The 19,588-nt window shown below is 73.4% G+C and carries 20 protein-coding genes and 3 pseudogenes; 11 read left to right on the top strand and 12 right to left on the bottom strand.

The genetic code is table 11. The features are described 5' to 3' along the window. Positions 1-30 precede the first annotated feature (30 nt). On the top strand, positions 31-726 hold the full coding sequence (locus ACFMQL_RS41060) for a beta-ketoacyl-ACP reductase (RefSeq protein WP_364065506.1): 696 nt from the start codon (positions 31-33) through the stop codon (positions 724-726). A 1-nt stretch (position 727) separates the two neighbouring features. Further along, a complete protein-coding gene (gene fabI / locus ACFMQL_RS41055) occupies positions 728-1,492 on the top strand; it encodes an enoyl-ACP reductase FabI (protein WP_364065503.1) in 765 nt (254 codons plus the stop codon). Positions 1,493-1,807: 315 nt separating this feature from the next. Here the strand turns inward: fabI and ACFMQL_RS41050 are convergent, their stop codons facing one another. Continuing rightward, positions 1,808-2,665 carry a hypothetical protein gene (locus tag ACFMQL_RS41050; protein ID WP_378790080.1) on the bottom strand — a complete coding sequence of 286 codons (858 nt, stop codon included), beginning with the start codon at positions 2,663-2,665 and terminating at the stop codon, positions 1,808-1,810. A gap of 148 nt (positions 2,666-2,813) precedes the next feature. Further along, positions 2,814-3,761 (bottom strand): aldo/keto reductase, encoded by a 948-nt coding sequence (locus ACFMQL_RS41045; protein ID WP_364065497.1) that lies wholly within the window; start codon positions 3,759-3,761, stop codon positions 2,814-2,816. Positions 3,762-3,825: 64 nt separating this feature from the next. Between ACFMQL_RS41045 and ACFMQL_RS41040 the strand changes: the two genes are divergently transcribed. The 6 genes and pseudogenes from ACFMQL_RS41040 to mshC all read left to right on the top strand — a co-directional run bounded on the left by ACFMQL_RS41040 (position 3,826) and on the right by mshC (position 7,749). After that, on the top strand, positions 3,826-4,512 hold the full coding sequence (locus tag ACFMQL_RS41040) for an MSMEG_4193 family putative phosphomutase (RefSeq protein WP_378790079.1): 687 nt from the start codon (positions 3,826-3,828) through the stop codon (positions 4,510-4,512). Positions 4,513-4,521: 9 nt separating this feature from the next. After that, positions 4,522-5,070 carry a DUF3090 domain-containing protein gene (locus tag ACFMQL_RS41035; protein WP_364065491.1) on the top strand — a complete coding sequence of 183 codons (549 nt, stop codon included), beginning with the start codon at positions 4,522-4,524 and terminating at the stop codon, positions 5,068-5,070. Further along, the gene (locus ACFMQL_RS41030; protein ID WP_378790078.1) at positions 5,067-5,831 is read left to right on the top strand and encodes an SCO1664 family protein; all 765 of its coding nucleotides are present in this window, start codon (positions 5,067-5,069) and stop codon (positions 5,829-5,831) included. The genes ACFMQL_RS41035 and ACFMQL_RS41030 overlap by 4 nt, the downstream gene beginning before the upstream one ends. 32 nt (positions 5,832-5,863) lie before the next feature. Continuing rightward, a pseudogene (locus ACFMQL_RS41025) lies at positions 5,864-6,058 on the top strand (NRDE family protein); the annotation flags it as partial. Positions 6,059-6,182: 124 nt separating this feature from the next. Beyond that, positions 6,183-6,515 (top strand): hypothetical protein, encoded by a 333-nt coding sequence (locus ACFMQL_RS41020; protein ID WP_378790292.1) that lies wholly within the window; start codon positions 6,183-6,185, stop codon positions 6,513-6,515. A 10-nt stretch (positions 6,516-6,525) separates the two neighbouring features. Then, the gene (gene mshC / locus ACFMQL_RS41015; protein WP_364065482.1) at positions 6,526-7,749 is read left to right on the top strand and encodes a cysteine--1-D-myo-inosityl 2-amino-2-deoxy-alpha-D-glucopyranoside ligase; all 1,224 of its coding nucleotides are present in this window, start codon (positions 6,526-6,528) and stop codon (positions 7,747-7,749) included. Between the two features lie 182 nt (positions 7,750-7,931). Here mshC and ACFMQL_RS41010 read toward each other — a convergent pair whose 3' ends face one another. The 9 genes and pseudogenes from ACFMQL_RS41010 to ACFMQL_RS40970 all read right to left on the bottom strand — a co-directional run bounded on the left by ACFMQL_RS41010 (position 7,932) and on the right by ACFMQL_RS40970 (position 17,098). Beyond that, positions 7,932-8,894, bottom strand: a complete 963-nt coding sequence (locus ACFMQL_RS41010) for a UDP-glucuronic acid decarboxylase family protein (RefSeq protein ID WP_364065479.1) — start codon at positions 8,892-8,894, stop codon at positions 7,932-7,934. Continuing rightward, positions 8,891-9,763, bottom strand: coding sequence for a glycosyltransferase family 9 protein (locus ACFMQL_RS41005; RefSeq protein ID WP_364065476.1), 873 nt, complete (start codon positions 9,761-9,763; stop codon positions 8,891-8,893). Before ACFMQL_RS41005 ends, ACFMQL_RS41010 begins: the two co-directional genes overlap by 4 nt. Further along, positions 9,754-10,428 carry an SDR family oxidoreductase gene (locus ACFMQL_RS41000; protein ID WP_364065474.1) on the bottom strand — a complete coding sequence of 225 codons (675 nt, stop codon included), beginning with the start codon at positions 10,426-10,428 and terminating at the stop codon, positions 9,754-9,756. Before ACFMQL_RS41000 ends, ACFMQL_RS41005 begins: the two co-directional genes overlap by 10 nt. Next, positions 10,425-11,762 carry a PfkB family carbohydrate kinase gene (locus ACFMQL_RS40995; RefSeq protein WP_364065471.1) on the bottom strand — a complete coding sequence of 446 codons (1,338 nt, stop codon included), beginning with the start codon at positions 11,760-11,762 and terminating at the stop codon, positions 10,425-10,427. The genes ACFMQL_RS41000 and ACFMQL_RS40995 overlap by 4 nt, the downstream gene beginning before the upstream one ends. Beyond that, the gene (locus tag ACFMQL_RS40990; protein WP_378790077.1) at positions 11,759-12,328 is read right to left on the bottom strand and encodes an SIS domain-containing protein; all 570 of its coding nucleotides are present in this window, start codon (positions 12,326-12,328) and stop codon (positions 11,759-11,761) included. Before ACFMQL_RS40990 ends, ACFMQL_RS40995 begins: the two co-directional genes overlap by 4 nt. 2 nt (positions 12,329-12,330) lie before the next feature. Then, complete coding sequence (locus tag ACFMQL_RS40985; RefSeq protein ID WP_364065466.1) at positions 12,331-13,518, bottom strand: glycosyltransferase; 1,188 nt, start codon at positions 13,516-13,518, stop codon at positions 12,331-12,333. Further along, positions 13,515-14,542: pseudogene (locus ACFMQL_RS40980) on the bottom strand (glycosyltransferase family 9 protein). Before ACFMQL_RS40980 ends, ACFMQL_RS40985 begins: the two are co-directional and overlap by 4 nt. Continuing rightward, positions 14,539-15,471, bottom strand: coding sequence for a glycosyltransferase family 2 protein (locus ACFMQL_RS40975; protein ID WP_378790076.1), 933 nt, complete (start codon positions 15,469-15,471; stop codon positions 14,539-14,541). Before ACFMQL_RS40975 ends, ACFMQL_RS40980 begins: the two are co-directional and overlap by 4 nt. Further along, positions 15,468-17,098, bottom strand: a pseudogene (locus tag ACFMQL_RS40970) (carbamoyltransferase). Before ACFMQL_RS40970 ends, ACFMQL_RS40975 begins: the two are co-directional and overlap by 4 nt. 329 nt (positions 17,099-17,427) lie before the next feature. On the opposite strand from ACFMQL_RS40970, the gene ACFMQL_RS40965 reads away from it, so the two are divergent. From ACFMQL_RS40965 to ACFMQL_RS40955, 3 genes are read left to right on the top strand one after another with little or no spacing between them, the layout of a single operon-like run. Further along, on the top strand, positions 17,428-17,874 hold the full coding sequence (locus ACFMQL_RS40965; RefSeq protein WP_378790075.1) for an HAD-IIIA family hydrolase: 447 nt from the start codon (positions 17,428-17,430) through the stop codon (positions 17,872-17,874). Continuing rightward, positions 17,871-18,800 (top strand): glycosyltransferase, encoded by a 930-nt coding sequence (locus ACFMQL_RS40960; protein ID WP_364065452.1) that lies wholly within the window; start codon positions 17,871-17,873, stop codon positions 18,798-18,800. Before ACFMQL_RS40965 ends, ACFMQL_RS40960 begins: the two co-directional genes overlap by 4 nt. A 30-nt stretch (positions 18,801-18,830) precedes the next feature. After that, entirely contained in the window at positions 18,831-19,109 is a 279-nt protein-coding gene (locus tag ACFMQL_RS40955) for a WhiB family transcriptional regulator (RefSeq protein WP_364065449.1), read from the top strand. On the opposite strand, the gene ACFMQL_RS40950 is transcribed toward ACFMQL_RS40955, so the two are convergent. After that, entirely contained in the window at positions 19,051-19,530 is a 480-nt protein-coding gene (locus tag ACFMQL_RS40950) for a peptide deformylase (RefSeq protein ID WP_364065446.1), read from the bottom strand. The genes ACFMQL_RS40955 and ACFMQL_RS40950 overlap by 59 nt on opposite strands. Positions 19,531-19,588: the final 58 nt, after the last annotated feature.

The following is a 19,588-nucleotide window of genomic DNA, read 5'->3' as shown; positions in this document are numbered from 1 at the left end:
ACCCGCCGGTAGGAGATACCGTCAGGTGTCATGGCACGCTCTGTACTCGTCACCGGGGGCAATCGCGGCATAGGCCTCGCGATCGCCCGAGAACTCGCCGCGGCAGGCGACGCCGTCGCGGTCACGTACCGATCGGGTGAGCCGCCCGAGGGCCTGTTCGGCGTGCGCTGCGACGTCACCAGCACCGCCGACGTCGAGGCCGCCTTCGACAAGGTCGAGGCCGAGCAGGGTCCCGTCGAGGTGCTGGTCTCCAACGCCGGCATCACCAAGGACACGCTGCTGGCGATGATGAAGGAAGAGACCTTCACCGACGTCATCGACACCAACCTCACCGGCGCCTACCGCGTCGCCAAGCGGGCCATCAGGCCCATGATGCGGCTCAAGCGCGGCCGGATCATCCTCATCTCCTCCGTCATCGGCCTCACCGGCCAGGCCGGTCAGGCCAACTACGCCGCCTCCAAGGCGGGCCTGGTCGGTTTCGCCCGCTCGCTGGCGCGCGAGTACGGCTCGCGCAACATCACCGTCAACGTCGTCTTGCCCGGCTTCGTCAACACCGACATGACCGCCGGGCTCGACCACGACGCCATCGTGTCCAACATCCCGCTCGGGCGGCAGGCGGCCCCCGAGGAGATCGCGCGCGTCGTGCGCTTTCTGGCCGGCGACGACGCCTCCTACATCACCGGGGCCGTGATCCCGGTCGACGGCGGACTCGGAATGGGGCACTGACATGGGCATTCTCGACGGCAAGCGGATCCTCGTCACCGGGGTGCTGACCGACGCGTCGATCGCGTTCGCGGTGGCCAAGCTGGCCCAGGAGGAGGGCGCGACGGTCGTGCTGACCGGCTTCGGCCGGCTCAGCCTCGTCGAGCGCATCGCCAAGCGGCTGCCCGAGCCCGCGCCGGTGCTGGAGCTCGACGTCCAGAACACCGAACACCTCGACACGCTGGCCGACCGCGTGGGCGAGCACGTCGACGGGCTCGACGGCGTCGTCCACTCCATCGGCTTCGCCCCGCAGTCCGCGCTCGGCGGCAACTTCCTCAACACCTCCTGGGAGGACGTCGCCACGGCGCTGCAGGTCTCCACGTACTCCTACAAGTCGCTGGCCGTGGCCTGCCTGCCGCTGATGAAGGAGGGCGGCGCGGTGGTCGGCCTCGACTTCGACGCCTCCAAGGCGTGGCCGGTCTACGACTGGATGGGCGTGGCCAAGGCCGGGCTCGAGTCCTGCAACCGCTACCTCGCCCGCGACCTCGGCAAGCACAACATCCGCGTCAACCTCGTGGCGGCCGGGCCGCTGCGCACGATGGCGGCCAAGTCGATCCCCGGCTTCAAGGAGTTCGAGGACAGCTGGCCGGAGAAGGCGCCGCTCGGCTGGGACCTCGCCGACACCACGCCCACCGCGCGGGCGTGCGTGGCGCTGCTGTCCGACTGGTTCCCGGCGACGACCGGCGAGATCGTGCACGTCGACGGCGGCGTCCACGCCATCGGCGGCTGACCGCCCCTGCCACCGTCCGAACCCCTGGCCCGCCCGTCGGGCCGGGGGTTCGCACGTTTCAGGGCCGGGGTTCGCACGTTTCAGGGCCGCGCGGGGCGACCCGAGCCGGGCGGCGGCAGGCGGTCCCAGGGACAGGCGGAGGCGGCGCAGGGCCCGCGCCAGAGCGGCGTGAGGACGCTGCGGGGCACTTGGTGGACGCGGCGGCCGGCTGCGCGAGCACGCTCCGGCCCGGCTGGGCGCGGCCCGCTGGAGCGGCCGTTCACGCGAAGCGACCGGGGCGGGCTGGGGCCCAGGGGTGACCGTGCGAGGGGACGTTCAGGCGAGGCGGTGGCGGCCGTTTCCGGCGCGGGCCGGCTCGAAGGGGATCGACTCCGTGGACTCGCCCTGGTGCCGCCGCTGCTGAACGATCCGCGTGGCCAGCACCGCAGACCCGAGCAGCGCGATGGTCAGCACCGTGCCGATCACGTCGGAGGCCGGCGGGCTGGGCCGCACCACCCGGCGGTCCTGCATCGGCACGGCCAGCTCGTGCGAGAACGGGTTGGGCCAGAGCAGATCGACCCGGGGCTCCTCGGCGTGCGCGGTCTTCTTCTGCGCCACCGGCCGCTGCGTGTCAGGACGCTGCTGGGTCCTGGACGGCTCCGGCCTGGAGGGAAGGGGCTGGGGGAGGGCGGTGGCGGTGGCGGAGATGAGGCCGTCCGGGGGCTCGGGGGTGGGGGAGGGGACCGATGAGATGTCGGGCCGCGGGGTGAGCCGGTCGACGCTGCCGCGGTCGGAGCAGGACGGCGCCGTCAGGCAGTCGTCATCGCCGCCCTCGGGCGGGCCGGCCGTCTCCGGCGTGTCCGGCCTGCGGGACGGCGGTCCGTCCTCATCCTCGTCCTCGTCGGTGGCCGCCTTCGGCCGCCCCGTGGGCAGCACCTCGCCCACGCGCCCGAGCACCTCGTCGGTGGTCTTGTCGAGCCCTTCCGTCACCTTGCGGGTCGTGCCGCCCGTCAGTGTGTCGACCGTGCCGGTGACCGCCTGGACGACGTCGCACAGCGTGTTGGTCACCCCCGAGAGCAGGCCACCGTCGCGCGTGCAGTCCTGGGCGGTGGCCGATGCGGCGGGAGCCCCCACCGGGACGGCCACCAGCGCCACCGCGAGAACTCCAGCCGAGATCGCGGTTCTGGTCCCCATCCGTCCCCTCCTGCGTCGCTTCCGGGAGAAATCTTGCTGGACATCAGGCGGAAGACGCAGGCTTTTGGCGGCCGAAGTTGCGTTTCGGTATCGACTAGTGATACGCGAGGGAGGCTTACGTTCCTCCCGGCGGTGACGGCGCGCCGTCCTAGTCGATCGACGACACGTCATCGAGTGCCTCTCGGATCTCTATCGGCAGCACGACGTCCTCGGCGGGCAGGATGCCTTTGAGCTGCGCATGCGTACGGGCGCCGACGATGGCCGAGGCGACGCCGGGCTGGTCGCGCACCCACGACAGGGCCACGGCCAGCGGCGACACGCCGAGGCCGTCGGCCGCGGTCATGACGGACTCGACGACCCGCCGGCAGCGCTCGTCCAGATAGGGGCGGACGAAGTCCGCGAAGTGGGGTGTCGCGGCCCGCGAGTCGGCGGGGATGCCGGTGCGGTATTTGCCGGTCAGCACCCCGCGGCCGAGCGGCGACCAGGCCAGCACGCCGACGCCGAGGTGGGCGGCGGCGGGCAGCAGCTCCCGCTCGGGCTCGCGGGCCAGCAGCGAGTACTCGGTCTGCGCGGCGGTGATCGGGATGCGGCCGGGCACCATCTTCTGGGTGACGGCCGCGGCGGCGAGCTGCCAGCCGGTGTAGTCGCAGACGCCGGCGTAGACGGCGCGGCCGGAGGAGACGATCGCGTCGAGCGCGGCCAGGGTCTCCTCCAGCGGCACCTCATCGTCATAGGTGTGCAACTGCCACAGATCGACGTAATCGAGCCCAAGGCGGTTGAGCGACTCGTCGACGGCGGCGATGAGATGGCGCCTGGAGGCGTCGCGCGGGCGGCGGCCCTGCGGCGTCACCACGGCCTTGGTGGAGATCACCAGCTCCGAGCGCGGCACCGTGTCGCGCAGCATCCGGCCGAGCAGCCGCTCGGAGTCGCCGCCGGTATAGACGTCGGCCGTGTCGACGAGGTTACCACCCGCGTCGAGGAACGTGCGGAGCTGGGCCGCGGCCTCGTCCGCGTCGGTGTCACGCCCCCAGGTCATCGTGCCGAGCCCCAACCGGGACACCGACAGGCCGCTGTGGCCGACATAGCGCTGCTCCATGATCCCGCCAGGTTACCGTTCAGGCCGATGAAACGTCGTGATCGACGCCTGCGACACTTGCTGGATGACCACGTTGCTTCTGGTCCGGCACGGGCTGACGGACCTCACGGGGCCGGTGCTGGCCTGCCGCACCCCAGGGGTGCATCTGAGCGAGGCGGGCAGGGCGCAGGCCGCCGCGCTCGCCGGGCGCGTCGCGGGCGTCAGGCTCGACGCCATTGTCTCCAGCCCGCTCGAGCGCTGCTTGGAAACGGCGGAAGCCGTCGCAGAAGGTCGCGGACTCGAGGTGACCGTCGATGAGCGGTTCATCGAGTGCGGCTACGGGGATTGGACGGGCCGGCCGCTCAAAGAGCTGGCCGAGGAGCCGTTGTGGCCGGTCGTGCAGGCGCATCCGAGCGCGGCGACGTTCCCCGGCGGGGAAGCGGTGGCGGACATGCAGCATCGCGCCGTCGCCGCGGTCCGGAACTGGAATGAACGTCTCGGGGAGAAGGCTATATACCTCGTGTGCAGTCACGGCGATGTGATCAAGTCCATCGTGGCCGACGCGCTGGGGCTCCACCTCGATAACTTTCAGCGGATAACAGCCGATCCGGCCGCCGTCACCGTCATTCGCTATGCCCCCTTGCGTCCCTTTGTCCACAGGATTAACGATATGGGGGAATTGAAGCTGTCCGAGGATTCGGAGGAGAAAGACGGGGGAGAAAACATCACCGGGAGCGATGCCGCCGTCGGCGGCGGGTCCGGAACCACGTAAGGTCAGGCTATGCCGGTCTTCGACTACGACCCACCGGAGAGGTTCGTCGCCGGTGCCCTGGGGCGGCCGGGCGCGCGGGTCTTCTTCCTGCAGGCCAGGGCCGAGGGCAGACTGACCACGGTGGCACTGGAGAAACTGCAGGTGGCGGCGCTGGCGGGCAGGCTCGACGAGCTGCTCGACGAGGTCCTGCGGCTCAGCGGCGGCACCGCCCAGGTGCCCGCGCTCGCGCCCGCCGACCTGGCCGACGACGGTCCTCTCGACACGCCGGTCGCGGAGGACTTCCGCGTCGGCACCATGGCGCTGACCTGGGATGCGGAGAAGTCACAGGTGGTGATCGAGGCGCAGGAGGTCATCGACGAAGACGATCTCGACAAGTCCGAGCCCTCGGTGCTGCGCGTGCGCATCAGCGCCGGGGCCGCGCGGGCCTTCACCCAGCGAGCGCTCCAGATCGTCGCGGCGGGCCGTCCCCCGTGCCCGCTGTGCGGCCAGCCCCTCGACGCCACGGGGCACGTATGCGTCCGACTCAACGGCTACCGCGGGGGTGAGGCGGCTTCATGACCGCTCCCGAGAGCGAACCGGCCGTCAAGTCCGCCCCGCCGCCCCCGGTGCATGACGAGGAAGCCCTCACGCTGCTGCGCGAAGGGACGCTGGAGGTCGCGGGCCGCCTCGTCGAGGCGACCAACATGACGCTCTACTGCTCGGTCAGGCTGGGCGACCGCCAGGCCGCCTGCGTCTACAAGCCCGTACGCGGCGAGCGCCCCCTGTGGGACTTCCCCGACGGCACCCTCGCCGCCCGCGAGGTCGCCGCCTTCGAGGTCTCCCAGGCCACCGGCTGGCGCATCGTGCCGCCCACGGTCTACCGCGACGGGCCCTTCGGCCCCGGCATGTGCCAGCTGTGGATCGACACCGAGCGCGAGATCGACCTCATGCGGCTGGTCAAGAGCCGCAACCCGGTCGTACGCCGGATGGCGGTCTTCGACGCGGTGGTCAACAACGCCGACCGCAAGGGCGGCCACCTGCTGCCGCTGCCCACCGGGCACGTCTACGGGGTCGACCACGGCGTGTGCTTCTCCGTCGAGGACAAGCTCCGCACGGTCCTGTGGCAGTGGCGGGGCAAGCCGCTCTCCCGCGAGGCGGTGGCGGTGCTGGCCAAGCTCGAACGCGACATCGAGTCAGGCCCGCTCGGCCGCCGGCTGCGCGAGCTGCTGTCGCTGGCCGAGGTCGAGGCCACCTGGCAGCGGGTGCGGCGGCTGCTCGACACCGGCGTGCACCCCTACCCGTCGGAGGGCTGGCCCGCAATACCCTGGCCCCCGATCTAGGGCGATCCTCGCCGGTTTATTACTCTTTGCCCATGTGCACGCTGATCGTGAGGACCGGCCGGGAGCTGACGCTCATGGGCGTCAGGGACGAGTTCGCCGACCGGCCCTGGGAGGGGCCCGGCGAGCACTGGCCCGACTATCCCGGAGTGATCGGCGGGCGCGACCTCAAGGCGGGCGGCACCTGGCTGGCCGTCAACCCGGCGGCCCGCCGTGCCGCCGCCCTGCTCAACGGGCACGGCAAGCCCGCCGATGAGACCACCAAGGTCTCGCGGGGCGACCTCGCGCTGCGCGCGGCGTACACGGGGGAGGGGCCCGGCGCCTGGCCTGAGCCGCTACGACCCCTTCCACCTCGTGCTCGCCGACCTCGGCCAGGTGCGGATGTGGAGCTGGAACGGCGAGCGGCTCACCACCTCACCGCTGCCCGCGGGCACCAGCATGGTCGTCAACTCCGGCCTCGACCCGGAAAGCGAGCGGGTGGCCGCGTACCTGCCGCGCTTCCGCGCCGCCGAGGACTGGAGCGAGTTCACCGCCGAGCCGCCGTCCGACGACCGCGGCGCGCTCATCATCAGGCACGAGCTGCCGGACGGCCGCGTCTTCGCCTCCCTGTCGGTGATGCGGGTCTCCATCGCGCCTGAGGGTGTGACGTACGACTTCACCGACCTGACCGCCGATCAGGACAGATAGGCTCAAAGGCATGAGATCGTGGTCTGCCCAGAACGTTCCAAAACTCCCAGGTAACAGCATTCCGCTGAGTCTCTACGACACGTCGGCCAGGCAGGTGCGGCAGACCGATCCAGGGCCGACGGCCAGGATGTACGTCTGCGGCATCACCCCGTACGACGCCACCCACCTCGGCCACGCCAACACCTACCTCGCCTTCGACCTCGTCGGCCGCATGTGGCGCGACGCCGGCCACGAGGTCCACTACACCCAGAACGCCACCGACGTGGACGATCCGCTGCTGGAGCGGGCCGAGCAGACCGGCGTCGACTGGCAGGAGCTGGCCGAGCGGGAGATCCAGCTGTTCCGCGGCGACATGGAGGCGCTGCGCATCCTGCCGCCCCGCGAGTACGTCGGCGTCACCGAGATCATCGACCGCGTGGCCGACCTGATCATCCGGCTGTCGGCCAAGGGCGTCACCTACACCCTCGACGGCGACGTCTACTTCAGCGTCGCCGACGCCCCCAAGTTCGGCCAGGTGTCCGGCTACGACGAGCAGCAGATGCTGACCCTGTTCGCCGAGCGCGGCGGCGACCCCGACCGCCCCGGCAAGCGCCACCCGCTCGACTGGCTGATGTGGCGGGCCGAGCGCCCCGGAGAGCCGGCCTGGGACTCGCCGCTCGGCCGCGGCAGGCCCGGCTGGCACATCGAATGCACCACGATCGCCCTCGACAACCTGGGAGCCGGATACGACGTCGCCGGCGGCGGATCGGACTTGATCTTCCCGCACCACGAGTGCGGCGCCTCCGAGGGGCACGCGGCCACCGGCGAGTGGCCGTTCGCCAAGTTCTACACCCACGCCGGCATGGTGGGTCTCGACGGCGAGAAGATGTCGAAGTCGAGGGGCAACCTCGTCTTCGTCTCCAAGCTGCGGCAGACCCACGACCCGATGGCGATCAGGCTCGTCCTGCTCGCCCACCACTACCGCACCGACTGGGAGTACACACCGGACCAGATCGAGGCGGCCGAGCGGCGGCTGGCCCGCTGGCGCTCCGCCGTCGCGCTGCCCGGCGGCCCCCCGGTCGGCGACCTGCTGGCCACGGTCCGCAAGCGGCTCGCCGCGGACCTCGACGCGCCCGGCGCGCTGGCCGCCATCGACGCCTGGGCCGACGACGCGCTCGCCCGCCCCGGCTCCGACCCCTCCGCCCCCGCCCTCGTCAAGGACCTCACCGACGCCCTGCTCGGCGTCGCACTCTGACGAACCCGCACCGCCCGGGCCACCCCGGCCCGGGCTTCCGCGATCTCCCACACCGGACATCGCCGCCCGATCCAGGTGCCGTCTTCAGGTCGGGCAGTGGACTGGGGATCCTTGATGAAGAGGGTCAGACCCGGACGCGTTGTGTGCCCGGTCTTCCCCTCGGACGGCCGGGCACGAGCGTGTCAGACCTGGACGCGTTCGAGCCGGGTGATCGCGGCCAGCTCCGCGGAGAACCACTCGATCGTGCGGCGCAGCCCCTCCTCGGCCGGCACCTGAGCCCGCCAGCCCAGCCGCTCCCGGGCGAGCGTGGTGTCGGGCCTGCGCACCTTCGGGTCGTCGGCGGGCCGGTCGATGAAGCGGATCTCCGACGACGACCCGGTCAGCTTCTTGATCAGGGTGGCCAGTTCCAGCATGGTCAGCTCGTCGGGGTTGCCGATGTTGACCGGCCCGGCGAAGTCACTGGCGGCCATGGCCAGGATGCCCGAGACCGTGTCGTCCACGTAGCAGATGGAGCGGGTCTGCGAGCCGTCGCCGGTGACCGTGATCGGCTCGCCGGTCAGCGCCTGCCGGATGAACGTCGGGATCGCCCGCCCGTCGAACGGCCGCATGCGGGGCCCGTAGGTGTTGAAGATCCGCACGATGCCGGTGTTCGTCCCGCGCGCGTGACGGTAGGCGGTGGTCAGCGACTCGGCGAAGCGCTTGGCCTCGTCGTACACGCTGCGCGGGCCCACCGGGTTGACGTTGCCCCAGTACGTCTCCTTCTGCGGATGCTCCAGCGGGTCGCCGTACACCTCGCTGGTGGAGGCCAGGATGAACCGGGAGCCCTTCTCCCTGGCCAGGCCGAGCGCGTGCAGCGTGCCGACGCTCCCCACCCGCAGGGTCTCGATGGGGTAGCGCAGGTAGTCGGCGGGCGAGGCGGCCGAGGCGAAGTGCAGGACGAGGTCGAGCCGGTCGGGCACGTGCACGTACCCGGTCAGGTCGCACTCGATGAGCCGGAACTCCGGCCGCTCCAGCAGGTGCTCGACGTTGCGCGGCCCGCCGGTCAGGAAGCTGTCCATGCAGATGACGTCGGCGCCTTCGTCCAGCAGCCGTTCGCACAGGTACGAGCCCAGGAACCCCGCGCCCCCCGTGACCAGAGCCCTCATGACGTTACCTCCATGGCCGCTTCGACGACTTCGGACACCTCGATTTCGAGCAGGCCGGGGTCCGGCCGCTCGCCGTGCGGGTCGCCGTGGTGCCCGGTCCACAGCGCGATGTGCCGCCAGCCCGGCGGCGGGCCCCACAGCATGGGGGAGACGGGGCCGAACAGCACCACCGACGGCACGCAGAACGCCGTCGCCAGATGGGCGACGCCGGTGTCGCCGCACACCACCAGCCGGGCCCGGCTGACCAGGTCGATCAGGTCGGCCAGGCGGGTGCGCCCGGCCAGCATGCGTTCGGGCGGCAGCCCCGCGAGCTCGGCGACGCGGGTGGCGATCGGCACCTCGGCCGCGTTGCCGGTGACGACGACGTCGTCCAGCGCGGCCGCCACCTCGGCGAACCGCTCGGGCGGCCAGCGCCGCGCCGGGTAGGCGGCGCCGGGATGCACGATCGCCGGCCCCGTACGGTCGGAGATGCCCAAAGTCAGGTCCGCCGGGTCGGCCGGGATGCCGTACCACTCCAGCAGCCCGCACCAGCGCCGCACCTCGTGCACGCCGTCCTGCCATTCGGGACCGGCACCGAAGCCGAGCAGCCGCCCCGGGCGGGTGCGCCGCAGCGCCTCGGTGCTCTGCGGGCCCTTGCCGTGCAGGTTGACCGCGACGTCCGGCCGCTCGAACGGCACCGGTCCCGGCCCCGCCACGTCCACCTGGTCGTCCACCGCGCCGATGAGCGGCAGCAGCGCGCCGAGCGCCCGCGGCGCCGCCAGCGTGATGCGGTGATCGGGGAACGCCTGGCGCAGCGCCCGCAGCGCGGGCACGGCCGTGAGCAGGTCGCCCAGGCCGAGCCCGCGCAGCGCCACCAGCTCTAGGGCCATGACGTCTCCGTGGACGGGCAGACGACGAGCTCTCTCACCTCGCATCCGGCCGGCTGCCGCAGCGCGAACACGATGGCCTGGGCGACGTCCGCCGGGTCGTTCAGCCCGGCCTCCGGCCCCGGCTTGTACTGCTCGGGACGGCCGTCGAAGAAGCTCGTCCGCATGCCGCCGGGGATGAGCAGGGTCACCCCCACCTCCCCGCGCAGCTCGATCGCCAGCGCCCGGGTGAAGCCGACGACGCCGAACTTCGACGCCGAGTAGGCGGAGGCGTCGCTGAGCGGCCGCAGGCCCAGCGTGGACGCGCAGGTGACCACCGTGCCCCTGGTGTGCTTCAGGTACGGCAGCGCCGCCCGCACCACCGAGGCGGTCCCCAGCAGGTTGACCTTGATGACCCGCTCCCAGTCGTCGGCGGGCACGTCCTCCAGCCGCCCGCAGGCGTCGATGCCCGCGGCGGTGACGACGCCGTCGAGGCCGCCCGCCCGCTCGGCCAGCTCGCGCACCGCGCGCTCGGCCTCGCCCCGGTCGGCCAGGTCCGCGATCACGTGCTCGAAGCGCTGGCCGGGCGCGCGTACGTCGATGACGAGCGCCTTCCAGCCCTCCTTCTCCACCGCCTCGGCGGTGGCCAGGCCGAGCCCGGACGCGCCCCCCGTAATGAGAATGTTCACTGGATCTCCCTGATCAGATTGGTTGTGGACCGCCCCGGCAGCGTGCTCAGCACGACGATCTCCGCGCCGAGCCTGCCGAGGACCTCGGATTCGGGCAGCGTCTCCCCCTCGTAGTCGCCGCCCTTCACCCACACGTCGGGCCTGAGCAGCTCGATGGCGGCCGCCGGGGTGTCCTCGTCGAACACCAGCACGGCGTCCACACAGCCCAGGGCCCGCAGCACCTCCACCCGGTCGCGCACGTCCACGATGGGCCTGGACGGGCCCTTGAGCCGGCGCACCGAATCGTCGGAGTTGACGCAGACGACGAGCGCGTCGCCGAGCGCCCGAGCCCGCCGCAGCAGGCTCACGTGGCCCGCGTGCAGCAGGTCGAAGCAGCCGCCGGTGGCGATCAGCCGTCCGCCCTGGGCGCGGACCAGCGCGGCCACCTCCAGCGCGGTGCGCGGCCGGTCGCCGAGCCGCTGCTCCTGCACCTTCACCGAGGCGGCGCCGCCGCGCTCGACGAAGCGAGACGCCTCGCCGACGCCCACCGTGATCGCCTCCTCGGCGTCCGCGCCGTCACGCATGGCCAGCGCCGCCGCCCCCGCCAGCCGGTCGCCGGCGCCGCACGCGTCCTGGCCGCCCGCCCGCACCGGCGGCGGCACCGTGACCAGCGGGCCGCCCGCCACGGCCAGCGCGGCGCCGCGCTCACCGGTGGTGACCGCCACCGCCTCGGCGCGCAGCGCCCGCACCAGCCGGCGGGCCGCCTGATCGGGCCCCTGATAGCCGGACGGGCACATCAGCCGCGCCTCGGCCTCACTCGGCGTCAGCAGCGCGCAGCCCGGCATCGGCTGCTCGCCGCGCGGATGCGGGTCCCACACCACCGGTACGGAGACCTCGCGCAGCAGCTCGCGGGCCATCCTGGCGACGCCCCTGCCGTAGTCGGACACCAGCACCGCGCCCGCCCGCAGGACCGCCTGCGCCGCCTCCTCGGTGGGGGAGAACCGGGCCGTGCCGTCGCCGGTGTCCAGCCTGACGAGCGTCTGGCCGCGCGACCTGATCCGGGTCTTGCGCACGGTGCCGCCGCGCAGCGGCAGCCGCAGCAGGTCGAGCTCCTCCGACAGCAGCCCGCACAGGCGGCGGCCGTCCTCGTCGTCGCCGACCGCCGTGACCAGCACCACGTCGGCGCCGTCGCGGGCGGCCAGCAGCGCCGCCAGCCCCGCGCCGCCCGGCCTGGCCCGCTCCGACGAGACGTCCACCACGGGGACCGGGGCGTCCGGGCAGAGCCGGTCGGCCACGCCCTCGACGTCCACGTCGAGCAGCGTGTCGCCGATGACGACCAGCGGCCCCGCCTTCACAGCGTCTCCTCCAGCGCCCCCTCAAGGGCGTCCTCGAGCGCGTCGCACAGCAGGTGGATCAGCGCCAGGTGCACCTCCTGCACGGTGGCCGTCTCACCCGGTACGGCGACCGCCTCATCGCACAGCTCGCCCAGCGCGTTCGGCCCCGGCCCCGTCAGCGCCCAGGCCGTCACCCCGCACTCGCGCGCCGCCGCCGCGGCGGCCAGCACGTTCGGGCTGCCGCCGCTGGTCGACAGGCACACCAGCACGTCGCCGGGGCGTCCGTGGGCGCGCACCTGGCGGGCGTAGACCTGCTCGGCGCCGAAGTCGTTCGCGATCGCCGTCACCGAGGAGCCGTCGGCGTGCAGCGGGATCGCCGCGTACGGCCGCCGATCGTCCCTGAACCTGCCGACCAGCTCGGCCGTCAGATGCTGGGCCTCCGCCGCCGACCCGCCGTTGCCGCAGGCCAGCAGCCGGCCGCCGGACGACAGCACGCCGGCCAGCCGCCCGCCCCACGACCGGACGGCGGCCGCCTGGTCATCGAGCTTCTCCAGGGCGTTCCAGAGCTTTTCCAGATGAGCATCCATGATCAACCCCCCAGGGCGGCCAGCCGGCCGACCTTGCCGTCGATGACCTGCGCGTACACGGCCTCGGTGAGCTCGGCGACGCGCGGCCAGCCGTAGCGCTCGCGGGCCCGCCTGGCGCCGGCCGCGCCGATCTCCGCGCGCCGCCGCGGGTCGCCCAGCACGTCCTTGAGCGCTCTGGCCAGGGCGCGCGGCCTGCGCGGCGGCACCAGCACGCCGCAGCCCGCCACCGTGTCGAGGTGGCCGCCGACCGCCGAGGCCACGACGGGCACCCCGCACGCCATCGCCTCGACCGGCACCATGCCGAACGGCTCGTACCAGGGCACGGTCACCACGACGTCGGCCGCCCGCATCAGCGCGGGCACGTGCCGCCTGGGCACGCTGCCGATGACGTGGACGCGGTGGCCCATGCCGTAGCCCTCGGCCAGCTTCCTGAGCCGGATCGCCTCCTCGTCCTCCCGCCCGCCGCCGGCGATCACCAGCTCCGCGCCGGGAAGCTGGCGCATCGCCCTGATCAGGGTGTCCACGCCCTTGCGCGGCACCATGCGGCCGATGCTCAGCACCATCGGCCCGTCCGTACGCGGTGCCACCGGCCCGTCCGGGCGGAACTCCGCCAGGTCCACCCCGCACGGGACGACCGAGATGCGCTGCCGGGGAACGCCCATCGCGAGCAGCTCGCCCACCTCGTCGCTGCAGGTGGCGAGCACCGCGTCGGCGCGCTTGCCGATCTCCCGCTCGGTGTCGATGCGGTGCGCGGGGCTGGTGTCGGCCTCGCCCTGCCAGCGCCGCTTGACCGTGCCGAGCGCGTGGAAGGTCTGCACCACCGGGATCCCGCCGGCCGCCTCCAGCGCCGCCTGCCCGCTCATCCAGAAGTGCGCGTGCGCCACGTCGGGCGGGTGTGCGGCCCAGCGCTCGGCCAGCCGTTCGGCGAACTCCGGCATGTACGGGGGCAGCTCGTCCTTGGGCACGGGGGCCGGGGGACCCGCGGTGACGTACTCGACCGTGACGCCCGGCGCCAGGCGCACGGACGCGGGCTGCGACTCGCAGGAGCGCCGCGTGTGAACGGCGACCGTGTGCCCGCGCTCGGCGAGCGCGACGGCCAGCGCGGCGACGTAGACGTTCTGGCCGCCGGAGTCGACCCCGCCGACCGCCGCCAGCGGGTCCGCGTGCTCCGAGATGAGATCGACCTTCACTGCGTCAGCTCCCTCACTGCCTTGACCACCTGCTCACTCGTCACCTGCGACAGGCACGGGTGCCCGGACACCGGGCAGACGCGCGCCCTGCTCCCCGGCAGGGCGCGTGCTGGTCGCCCAGCACCACCGTGGGCACGCCGTACGGGGCCCACCGCTCCAGCGGCACCACGGGGGCGAACAGGCTCACGACCGGCGTGCCGACGGCGGCGGCCAGGTGCGCGGGGCCCGTGTTGCCCGCCACCAGCACGCCGGCGCCCTCGATGACGGCGGCGAGCTCGGCGAACGTGGTGGCGCCGCCCAGGTCGGCCGCGACGCCGCCGGCCACGTAGGCGGTGAGATCGCGTTCGGTGCCGGTCACGACGACGCGGTGCCCGTCCTCGGCCAGCTCCCGCACCGTCTCCCGGTGCCGGTCCGCCGGCCAGGTGCGGGCGGGCGCCGAGGTGCCTGGGTGCACGACGACGTACGAGCCGGGGCCGAGCGCGCGCCCGAACGTCCGGCGGACGTCCGGCAGCGGCAGGCGGACCGCGAGCCCGCCCTCGTCGCCCGGCGGCAGCTCGAACCCGGCCGCCCGCGCGAGCGCGAGCATCCGCTCCGCCTCCGGCACGTCCACGCTCTCGTCCACCACGTGCCGCACGTCGAGCAGCGAGCCCGGATAGTCGTTGCTGATCGCGCTGATCCGCGCCACCCCGGCCAGCCTGAGCAGCAGCGCCAGCGGCAGCGCCGACTGGTGGAACGAGGTGAGCAGCACCGCCTCGTCGACCCCGCGCACCAGGCCGATCAGCTCCTCGGCCCCGGCCCTGGAGGCGGGCGGCGGCGTGTGGTCGATCCACGGGGCGTGCCAGGTCACCACCCGGTCCACGCCCGGCAGCAGCTCGGCCGCCGCCCTGCCGTTCGGTCCCGACAGGAAGACGACCTCGGCGGCCCGCGTGCGCACCGCGCGCACGGCGGGACCGGCGAGCAGCACGTCGCCGGCGTCGTCGAGCCGCGCCACCAGCACGCGCCCCCGGTCTGCAGCAGCCGTCATCGCCGCACGCTCCATTCCCCGCGCAACCGGTGCGCGCAGGCGACCGGCGGGATCAGCACGCTGGTGACGGCCATCCGCAGCACCTCGTCCGGCGTGCGCGGGCCCGGGGCGATGCGCCGCCAGGCGAACTGCGCCGTCAGCGCCGCCCAGACCGCGCCCGCCGCCAGCGCCGCCGTCCTCTGGCGGCCCGTCGCGAGCAGCGCGGCCGCCAGGCCCGCGGCCGTCGTGGCGGCGTGCAGCCGCAGCCGTCCTGGCGCGCCGCCGATGGCCGCCCGCCAGCCGGGACCGTGCAGGCGCCGCATGAGCGCGTCGTCGGCGTTGCCCCGCTGGTGGCGCACGCTCGCCCAGAAGCCGTCGTCGCGGACCGGATGCACGGTCACCCGCTCGCCCTTGACCAGCCGGTGCCCGGCCCGCGTCACCCGCAGCGCCAGGTCGGCGTCCTCCCGGTAGGCGCGCGGGAACCGCTCGTCGAAACCGCCGAGCGCCTGCAGCACCTCGCGCCGGTAGGCCATGTCGGCCGTCACCCAGAGCGCGCCCGCCAGCCCGGCGGTGTGCCGCTCGGCGTCGGTGGGCCTGCGCCCCTCCGGCCTGGGCACCCGGATCCTGCCCTGGCTGCCCGCCACCTCGGGCGGCAGGTCCACCAGGTCCTTCCAGACGGCCTGCGCCCACCCGGGGGCGGGGACCACGTCGTCGTCGAGGAAGACCACCCAGGGCGTGTCGGCGGCCCGCCAGCCGGCGTTGCGCGCCGCCGCGGGACCGCGCCCGCCCGAGCGCACCAACCGTACGTGCGGAGGCATGCGCAGCGCCGCCAGCGAGGCGGGATGGCCCCGGCGGTCGTCCACCACGATCACCGGCACGTCCGGGCCCACGGCGGCCAGCGTGTCGTGCAGCGTCGGCCGCCCGACGGTGGGGATCACCACGGTGATCATGAGGCGAACACCTCCCGCCGCCGCACCAGGTAAGGACCCAGCGCCAGCACGTCCACCGGCGCCGAGCCGAAGCACTCCAGCGCGTCACGCGGGTCGTCCACCATGGGACGCCCCGCCGTGTTGAGGCTCGTATTGACCACCACCGGCAGCCCCGTGCGCGCCTCGAACTCGCTCAGCACCCGCGCCATCAGCGGCTGACGCTCCGGCGAGACGGTCTGGATGCGGGCGGTGCCGTCCACGTGCACCACCGCGGGGATGCGCGGCGCCCAGTCCGGGTGCACGTCGTGCACGAACAGCATGTACGGCGACGGCACCGGCCCCCGCGCGAAGATCTCCCGCGCTCGCGACTCCAGCACCATCGGCGCGACCGGCCGGAACTGCTCGCGCCCCTTGACGTCGTTGAGCCGCTCGGTGTTACGCGGATTGCCGGGGTGGGCCAGCAGCGACCGGTGGCCCAGCGCCCGCGGCCCGTACTCGGCGCGGCCCTGGAACCAGGCCACGATCCGGTCGGCGGCCAGCTCCGCCGCCACCGCCGCCGCCAGGTCGGCGGGCCGCGTGTACGGCACGCGCGCCACGTCCAGCCACGCGCCCAGCTCCTCGTCGGTGAAACCGCGGCCGAGCGCCGGGCAGGTCATCGGCGCGGCCGGCTCGCCGTACACCTGCGCCAGGTGCAGCGCCCCGCCCAGCGCGGTGCCGGAGTCGCCGGCGGCCGGCTGCACCCACACCTCGTCGAACGGCCCCTCGTCCAGCAGCCGCGTGTTGGCCACGCAGTTCAGCGCCACCCCGCCGGCCAGTGCCAGCCGCCGCTCCCCGGTGCGCTCGTGCAGCCAGCGCGCCAGCTCCAGCAGCACCTCCTCCAGCCGGGCCTGCACGCTGGCGGCCAGGTCGGCGTGGTCGGAGGTCCACGGTGCGCCCTTCTTCAGCGCCTTGGCGTAGACGTTCCAGTCGACCGGCTCGACGCGGAACCCGCCGTCGCCGGTGGTGTAGATCACCTCGCGCAGCGCCTCCAGGTGGCGGGGACTGCCGTAGGAGGCCATCGCCATCACCTTGTACTCGTCGCTGGAGCGCAGGAAGCCGAGATGCTGGGTGACGTCCTCGTACATCAGGCCGAGCGAGTGCGGCAGCTCCTGGGCGGCGAGGATCTCCAGCTCGCCGCCCCGGTAGCGGCCCGCCAGGTGGGAGACGTTCTCGCCGCGCCCGTCGCACACCAGCACCGCGCAGTCGCGCCACGGCGAGGCCAGCCCGGCCGATGCCGCGTGCGCCACGTGGTGCGGCACGTAGGTGACCTGCCCGGGGTCGAGCCCCGGCAGCGCCGTGGCGAGGAAGGCGGGGGCGCGCACCGCGTACCGGGTGCGCAGGTCCTCCCAGTCGCCCTCAGGCCGCTGGAGCACCAGCGACGGGTCGTAGGAGTAGGCGACGGCGTCGATATCCTCCGGCGCGAGCCCCGCCTCGCTCAGGCACCAGGCGGCCGCCAGCTCGGGCAGCTCCCAGGCGGAGAAGGCCAAGGGCCGCTTGCCGTGTTTGCGCCGGTGAAGCGTTCCTCTTCGGCCGCGGCCACGATCCTGCCGTCGGCCACGAGCGCCGCGGCCGGGTCGTGGAAGATCGCGTTGATGCCGAGAAATCTCATGCTTCCTCCCCCTGGGGATGTCGAGAACCGCTACCGAGAGAAGCGGCTCTCAAACCTGACGCAACCGCGAGCGCCTTCGTGAGCTGCGAAAACGCCTGCGGCCACCTGGGGTTGCTCACGCTGCGTAGTTGTTTGTCCCGGCAGGCCACGGGTAGCTGCCGCTCACGCGCGACGGAGGTGGATGGTGTTCGAAAAGCGGCGTCCCGGGGCCGTGCTCTTCGACCGGGACGGAACCTTGATCAAGGACGTGCCCTACAACGGCGACCCCGCCCTCGTCGAGCCCATGCCGGGCGCGGTCGAGGCGCTGTGCCGGCTGCAGACGCGCCGACGTGCCGGTGGCCGTGGTCACCAACCAGTCGGGCGTGGCCAAGGGCCTGCTGTCGCCGGACGACATGGACCAGGTGAACGCCAGGGTGGAGGAACTGCTCGGCCCGTTCGACGCATGGGCGATCTGCGTGCACGGCGACGCCGACGGCTGCACCTGCCGCAAACCGGCGCCCGGCCTGGTCATCAGGGCCGCGGCCGTGCTCGACGTCAGCCCCCGCGACTGCGTCGTGGTGGGCGACATCGGCCGCGACATGGAGGCCGCGAGGGCGGCCGGCGCGCGGGGCATCCTCGTGCCCACGGAACAGACACGTCAGGAGGAGATCGACCAGGCCCCCGAGGTCGCCGGCGACCTGACCGACGTCGTCGAGCGCGTGCTGAACGGCGCCGACGACCCGGTGCCCGCCGTCTCGGCGCCCTGGGCCCGCGCGATGGGCTGGAGCCGCTGGTGAGGATCCTGCTCTGGCACGTGCACGGATCCTGGACCAGCGCGTTCATCAGGGGGCCGCACGACTATCTGCTGCCGCTCGTTCCCGGCCGCGGACCCGACGGCCGGGGGCGGGCGGCCACCTACGACTGGCCGGACAGCGCCCGCGAGGTGCCCTGGGACCGCCTGCGCGACGAGCCCGTGGACGTCATCGTCTACCAGCGCCCGCACGAGATCGACCTGGCCCGCGAATGGCTCGGGCCGCGCGCCTCCCGCCTGCCCGCCGTGTACGTCGAGCACAACACGCCCGCGGGCGACGTGCCCCGCACCCGCCACCCGCTGGCCGGGCAGAGCGGCATCACGCTCGTGCACGTCACCCACTTCAACGAGCTGTACTGGGACAACGGCCGCGCCCCCACCCGCGTCATCGAGCACGGCGTCCCCGACCCCGGCCACCTCTACAGCGGCGAACTCGCCAGGGCCGGCGTCGTCGTCAACGAGCCCGTGCGCCGCACCCGCGTCGCCGGCACCGACCTGCTGCCCCGCTTCGCCGAACGGGTGCCGCTCGACGTGTTCGGCATGAAGGTGGACGGCCTGCCGTACGGCACGTACGAGGACCTGCCTCAGCACGCCATGCACGCCGAGCTGGCCAGAAGGCGCGTCTACCTGCACCCGTACCGGTGGACCTCGCTCGGCCTGGCCCTCATCGAGGCCATGACGCTCGGCATGCCCGTCGTCGCGCTCGCCGCCACCGAGGCGATCGAGGCGGTGCCGCCCGAGGCCGGCGTGCTGTCGACCAAGGTGCACGTGCTGGCCGACGCGCTGGCGGAGTTCGCCGCCGACCCCGAGCGCGCGAGCCAGGCCGGCAAGGCCGCCAGGGCCGCCGCGCTGGCCCGCTACGGGCTGAGCCGCTTCCTCGCCGACTGGGACCTGCTGCTCGACCAGGTATGACGCCTCGCGCCATGGGTAGGCGCGGACAGCATGATGATGCTCGACTGGACACGCAGGGCCGCCTGCCTGGACCTCGACCCCGAGCTGTTCTTCCCGATCTCGATGGAGGGGCCGAGCCAGTCGCAGGCGGACAGGGCCAAGCAGGTGTGCGCAGGATGCCCTGTGCGCGAGCCGTGTTTGGAATACGCGCTGAGCACCAGGCAGGCGCACGGGGTGTGGGGCGGCACCGACCCCGGGCAGCGGCGCGAGCTCAGCCTGGCAGGGCCGCGCGGAAACGCTCCCGCTCGGCCTCTTCGAGGTGGTCGCTGAACAGCACGCCGTCGAGGTGGTCGGTCTCGTGCTGGAGCACCCGCGCCAGCGTGCCGAGCGCCCTGACGGTCACCGGTTTGCCGAACATGTCACGGCCACGCGCGGTGACCATGTAGGAACGTTCCAGTGGCCACCACACGCCGGGCGCCGACAGGCACGCCTCGTCGGCCGTCACCCGCCGCTCCGACAGCTCCAGCCGCGGATTGACCAGGTGGCCCGACTTGCCGTCGTAGTCGTAGACCACCACCCGCACCGGCTCGCCCAGCTGCGGAGCCGCCAGGCCGGCGCGCCCAGGGCCCGCCCGCAACGTCGCCGTGAGCGACTTCACCAGCCGGCGCAGCTCCCGATCGAAATCCCGGACCGGCTCCGCGACCGTGCGCAGCACCGGATCGCCGAACATGCGAATGGGCAGGACCGACACCCGTGACTCCCCGATAGGCGGCCATATCACGGACAACGTTTCCCCCGCCCGCGCCGGG

The sequence above is a fragment of the Nonomuraea fastidiosa genome (assembly GCF_042751225.1).
GTDB lineage: Bacteria > Actinomycetota > Actinomycetes > Streptosporangiales > Streptosporangiaceae > Nonomuraea > Nonomuraea fastidiosa.
The sequence above is the reverse complement of the archived record's forward strand: the minus strand, read 5'-3'. Positions and strand labels throughout refer to the sequence as shown.

Excerpts from the sequence above, each read along its gene's own strand:
- ACFMQL_RS41010 (WP_364065479.1), bottom strand. The coding sequence starts at position 8,894 with ATGAGGGCTCTGGTCACGGGGGGCGCGGGGTTCCTGGGCTCGTACCTG.
- ACFMQL_RS41005 (WP_364065476.1), bottom strand. The coding sequence starts at position 9,763 with ATGGCCCTAGAGCTGGTGGCGCTGCGCGGGCTCGGCCTGGGCGACCTG.
- ACFMQL_RS40955 (WP_364065449.1), top strand. The coding sequence starts at position 18,831 with ATGATGATGCTCGACTGGACACGCAGGGCCGCCTGCCTGGACCTCGAC.
- mshC (WP_364065482.1), top strand. The coding sequence starts at position 6,526 with ATGAGATCGTGGTCTGCCCAGAACGTTCCAAAACTCCCAGGTAACAGC.
- fabI (WP_364065503.1), top strand. The coding sequence starts at position 728 with ATGGGCATTCTCGACGGCAAGCGGATCCTCGTCACCGGGGTGCTGACC.
- ACFMQL_RS41050 (WP_378790080.1), bottom strand. The coding sequence starts at position 2,665 with ATGGGGACCAGAACCGCGATCTCGGCTGGAGTTCTCGCGGTGGCGCTG.
- ACFMQL_RS41045 (WP_364065497.1), bottom strand. The coding sequence starts at position 3,761 with ATGGAGCAGCGCTATGTCGGCCACAGCGGCCTGTCGGTGTCCCGGTTG.
- ACFMQL_RS40990 (WP_378790077.1), bottom strand. The coding sequence starts at position 12,328 with ATGGATGCTCATCTGGAAAAGCTCTGGAACGCCCTGGAGAAGCTCGAT.
- ACFMQL_RS41060 (WP_364065506.1), top strand. The coding sequence starts at position 31 with ATGGCACGCTCTGTACTCGTCACCGGGGGCAATCGCGGCATAGGCCTC.
- ACFMQL_RS41030 (WP_378790078.1), top strand. The coding sequence starts at position 5,067 with ATGACCGCTCCCGAGAGCGAACCGGCCGTCAAGTCCGCCCCGCCGCCC.
- ACFMQL_RS41040 (WP_378790079.1), top strand. The coding sequence starts at position 3,826 with ATGACCACGTTGCTTCTGGTCCGGCACGGGCTGACGGACCTCACGGGG.
- ACFMQL_RS40975 (WP_378790076.1), bottom strand. The coding sequence starts at position 15,471 with ATGATCACCGTGGTGATCCCCACCGTCGGGCGGCCGACGCTGCACGAC.
- ACFMQL_RS41035 (WP_364065491.1), top strand. The coding sequence starts at position 4,522 with ATGCCGGTCTTCGACTACGACCCACCGGAGAGGTTCGTCGCCGGTGCC.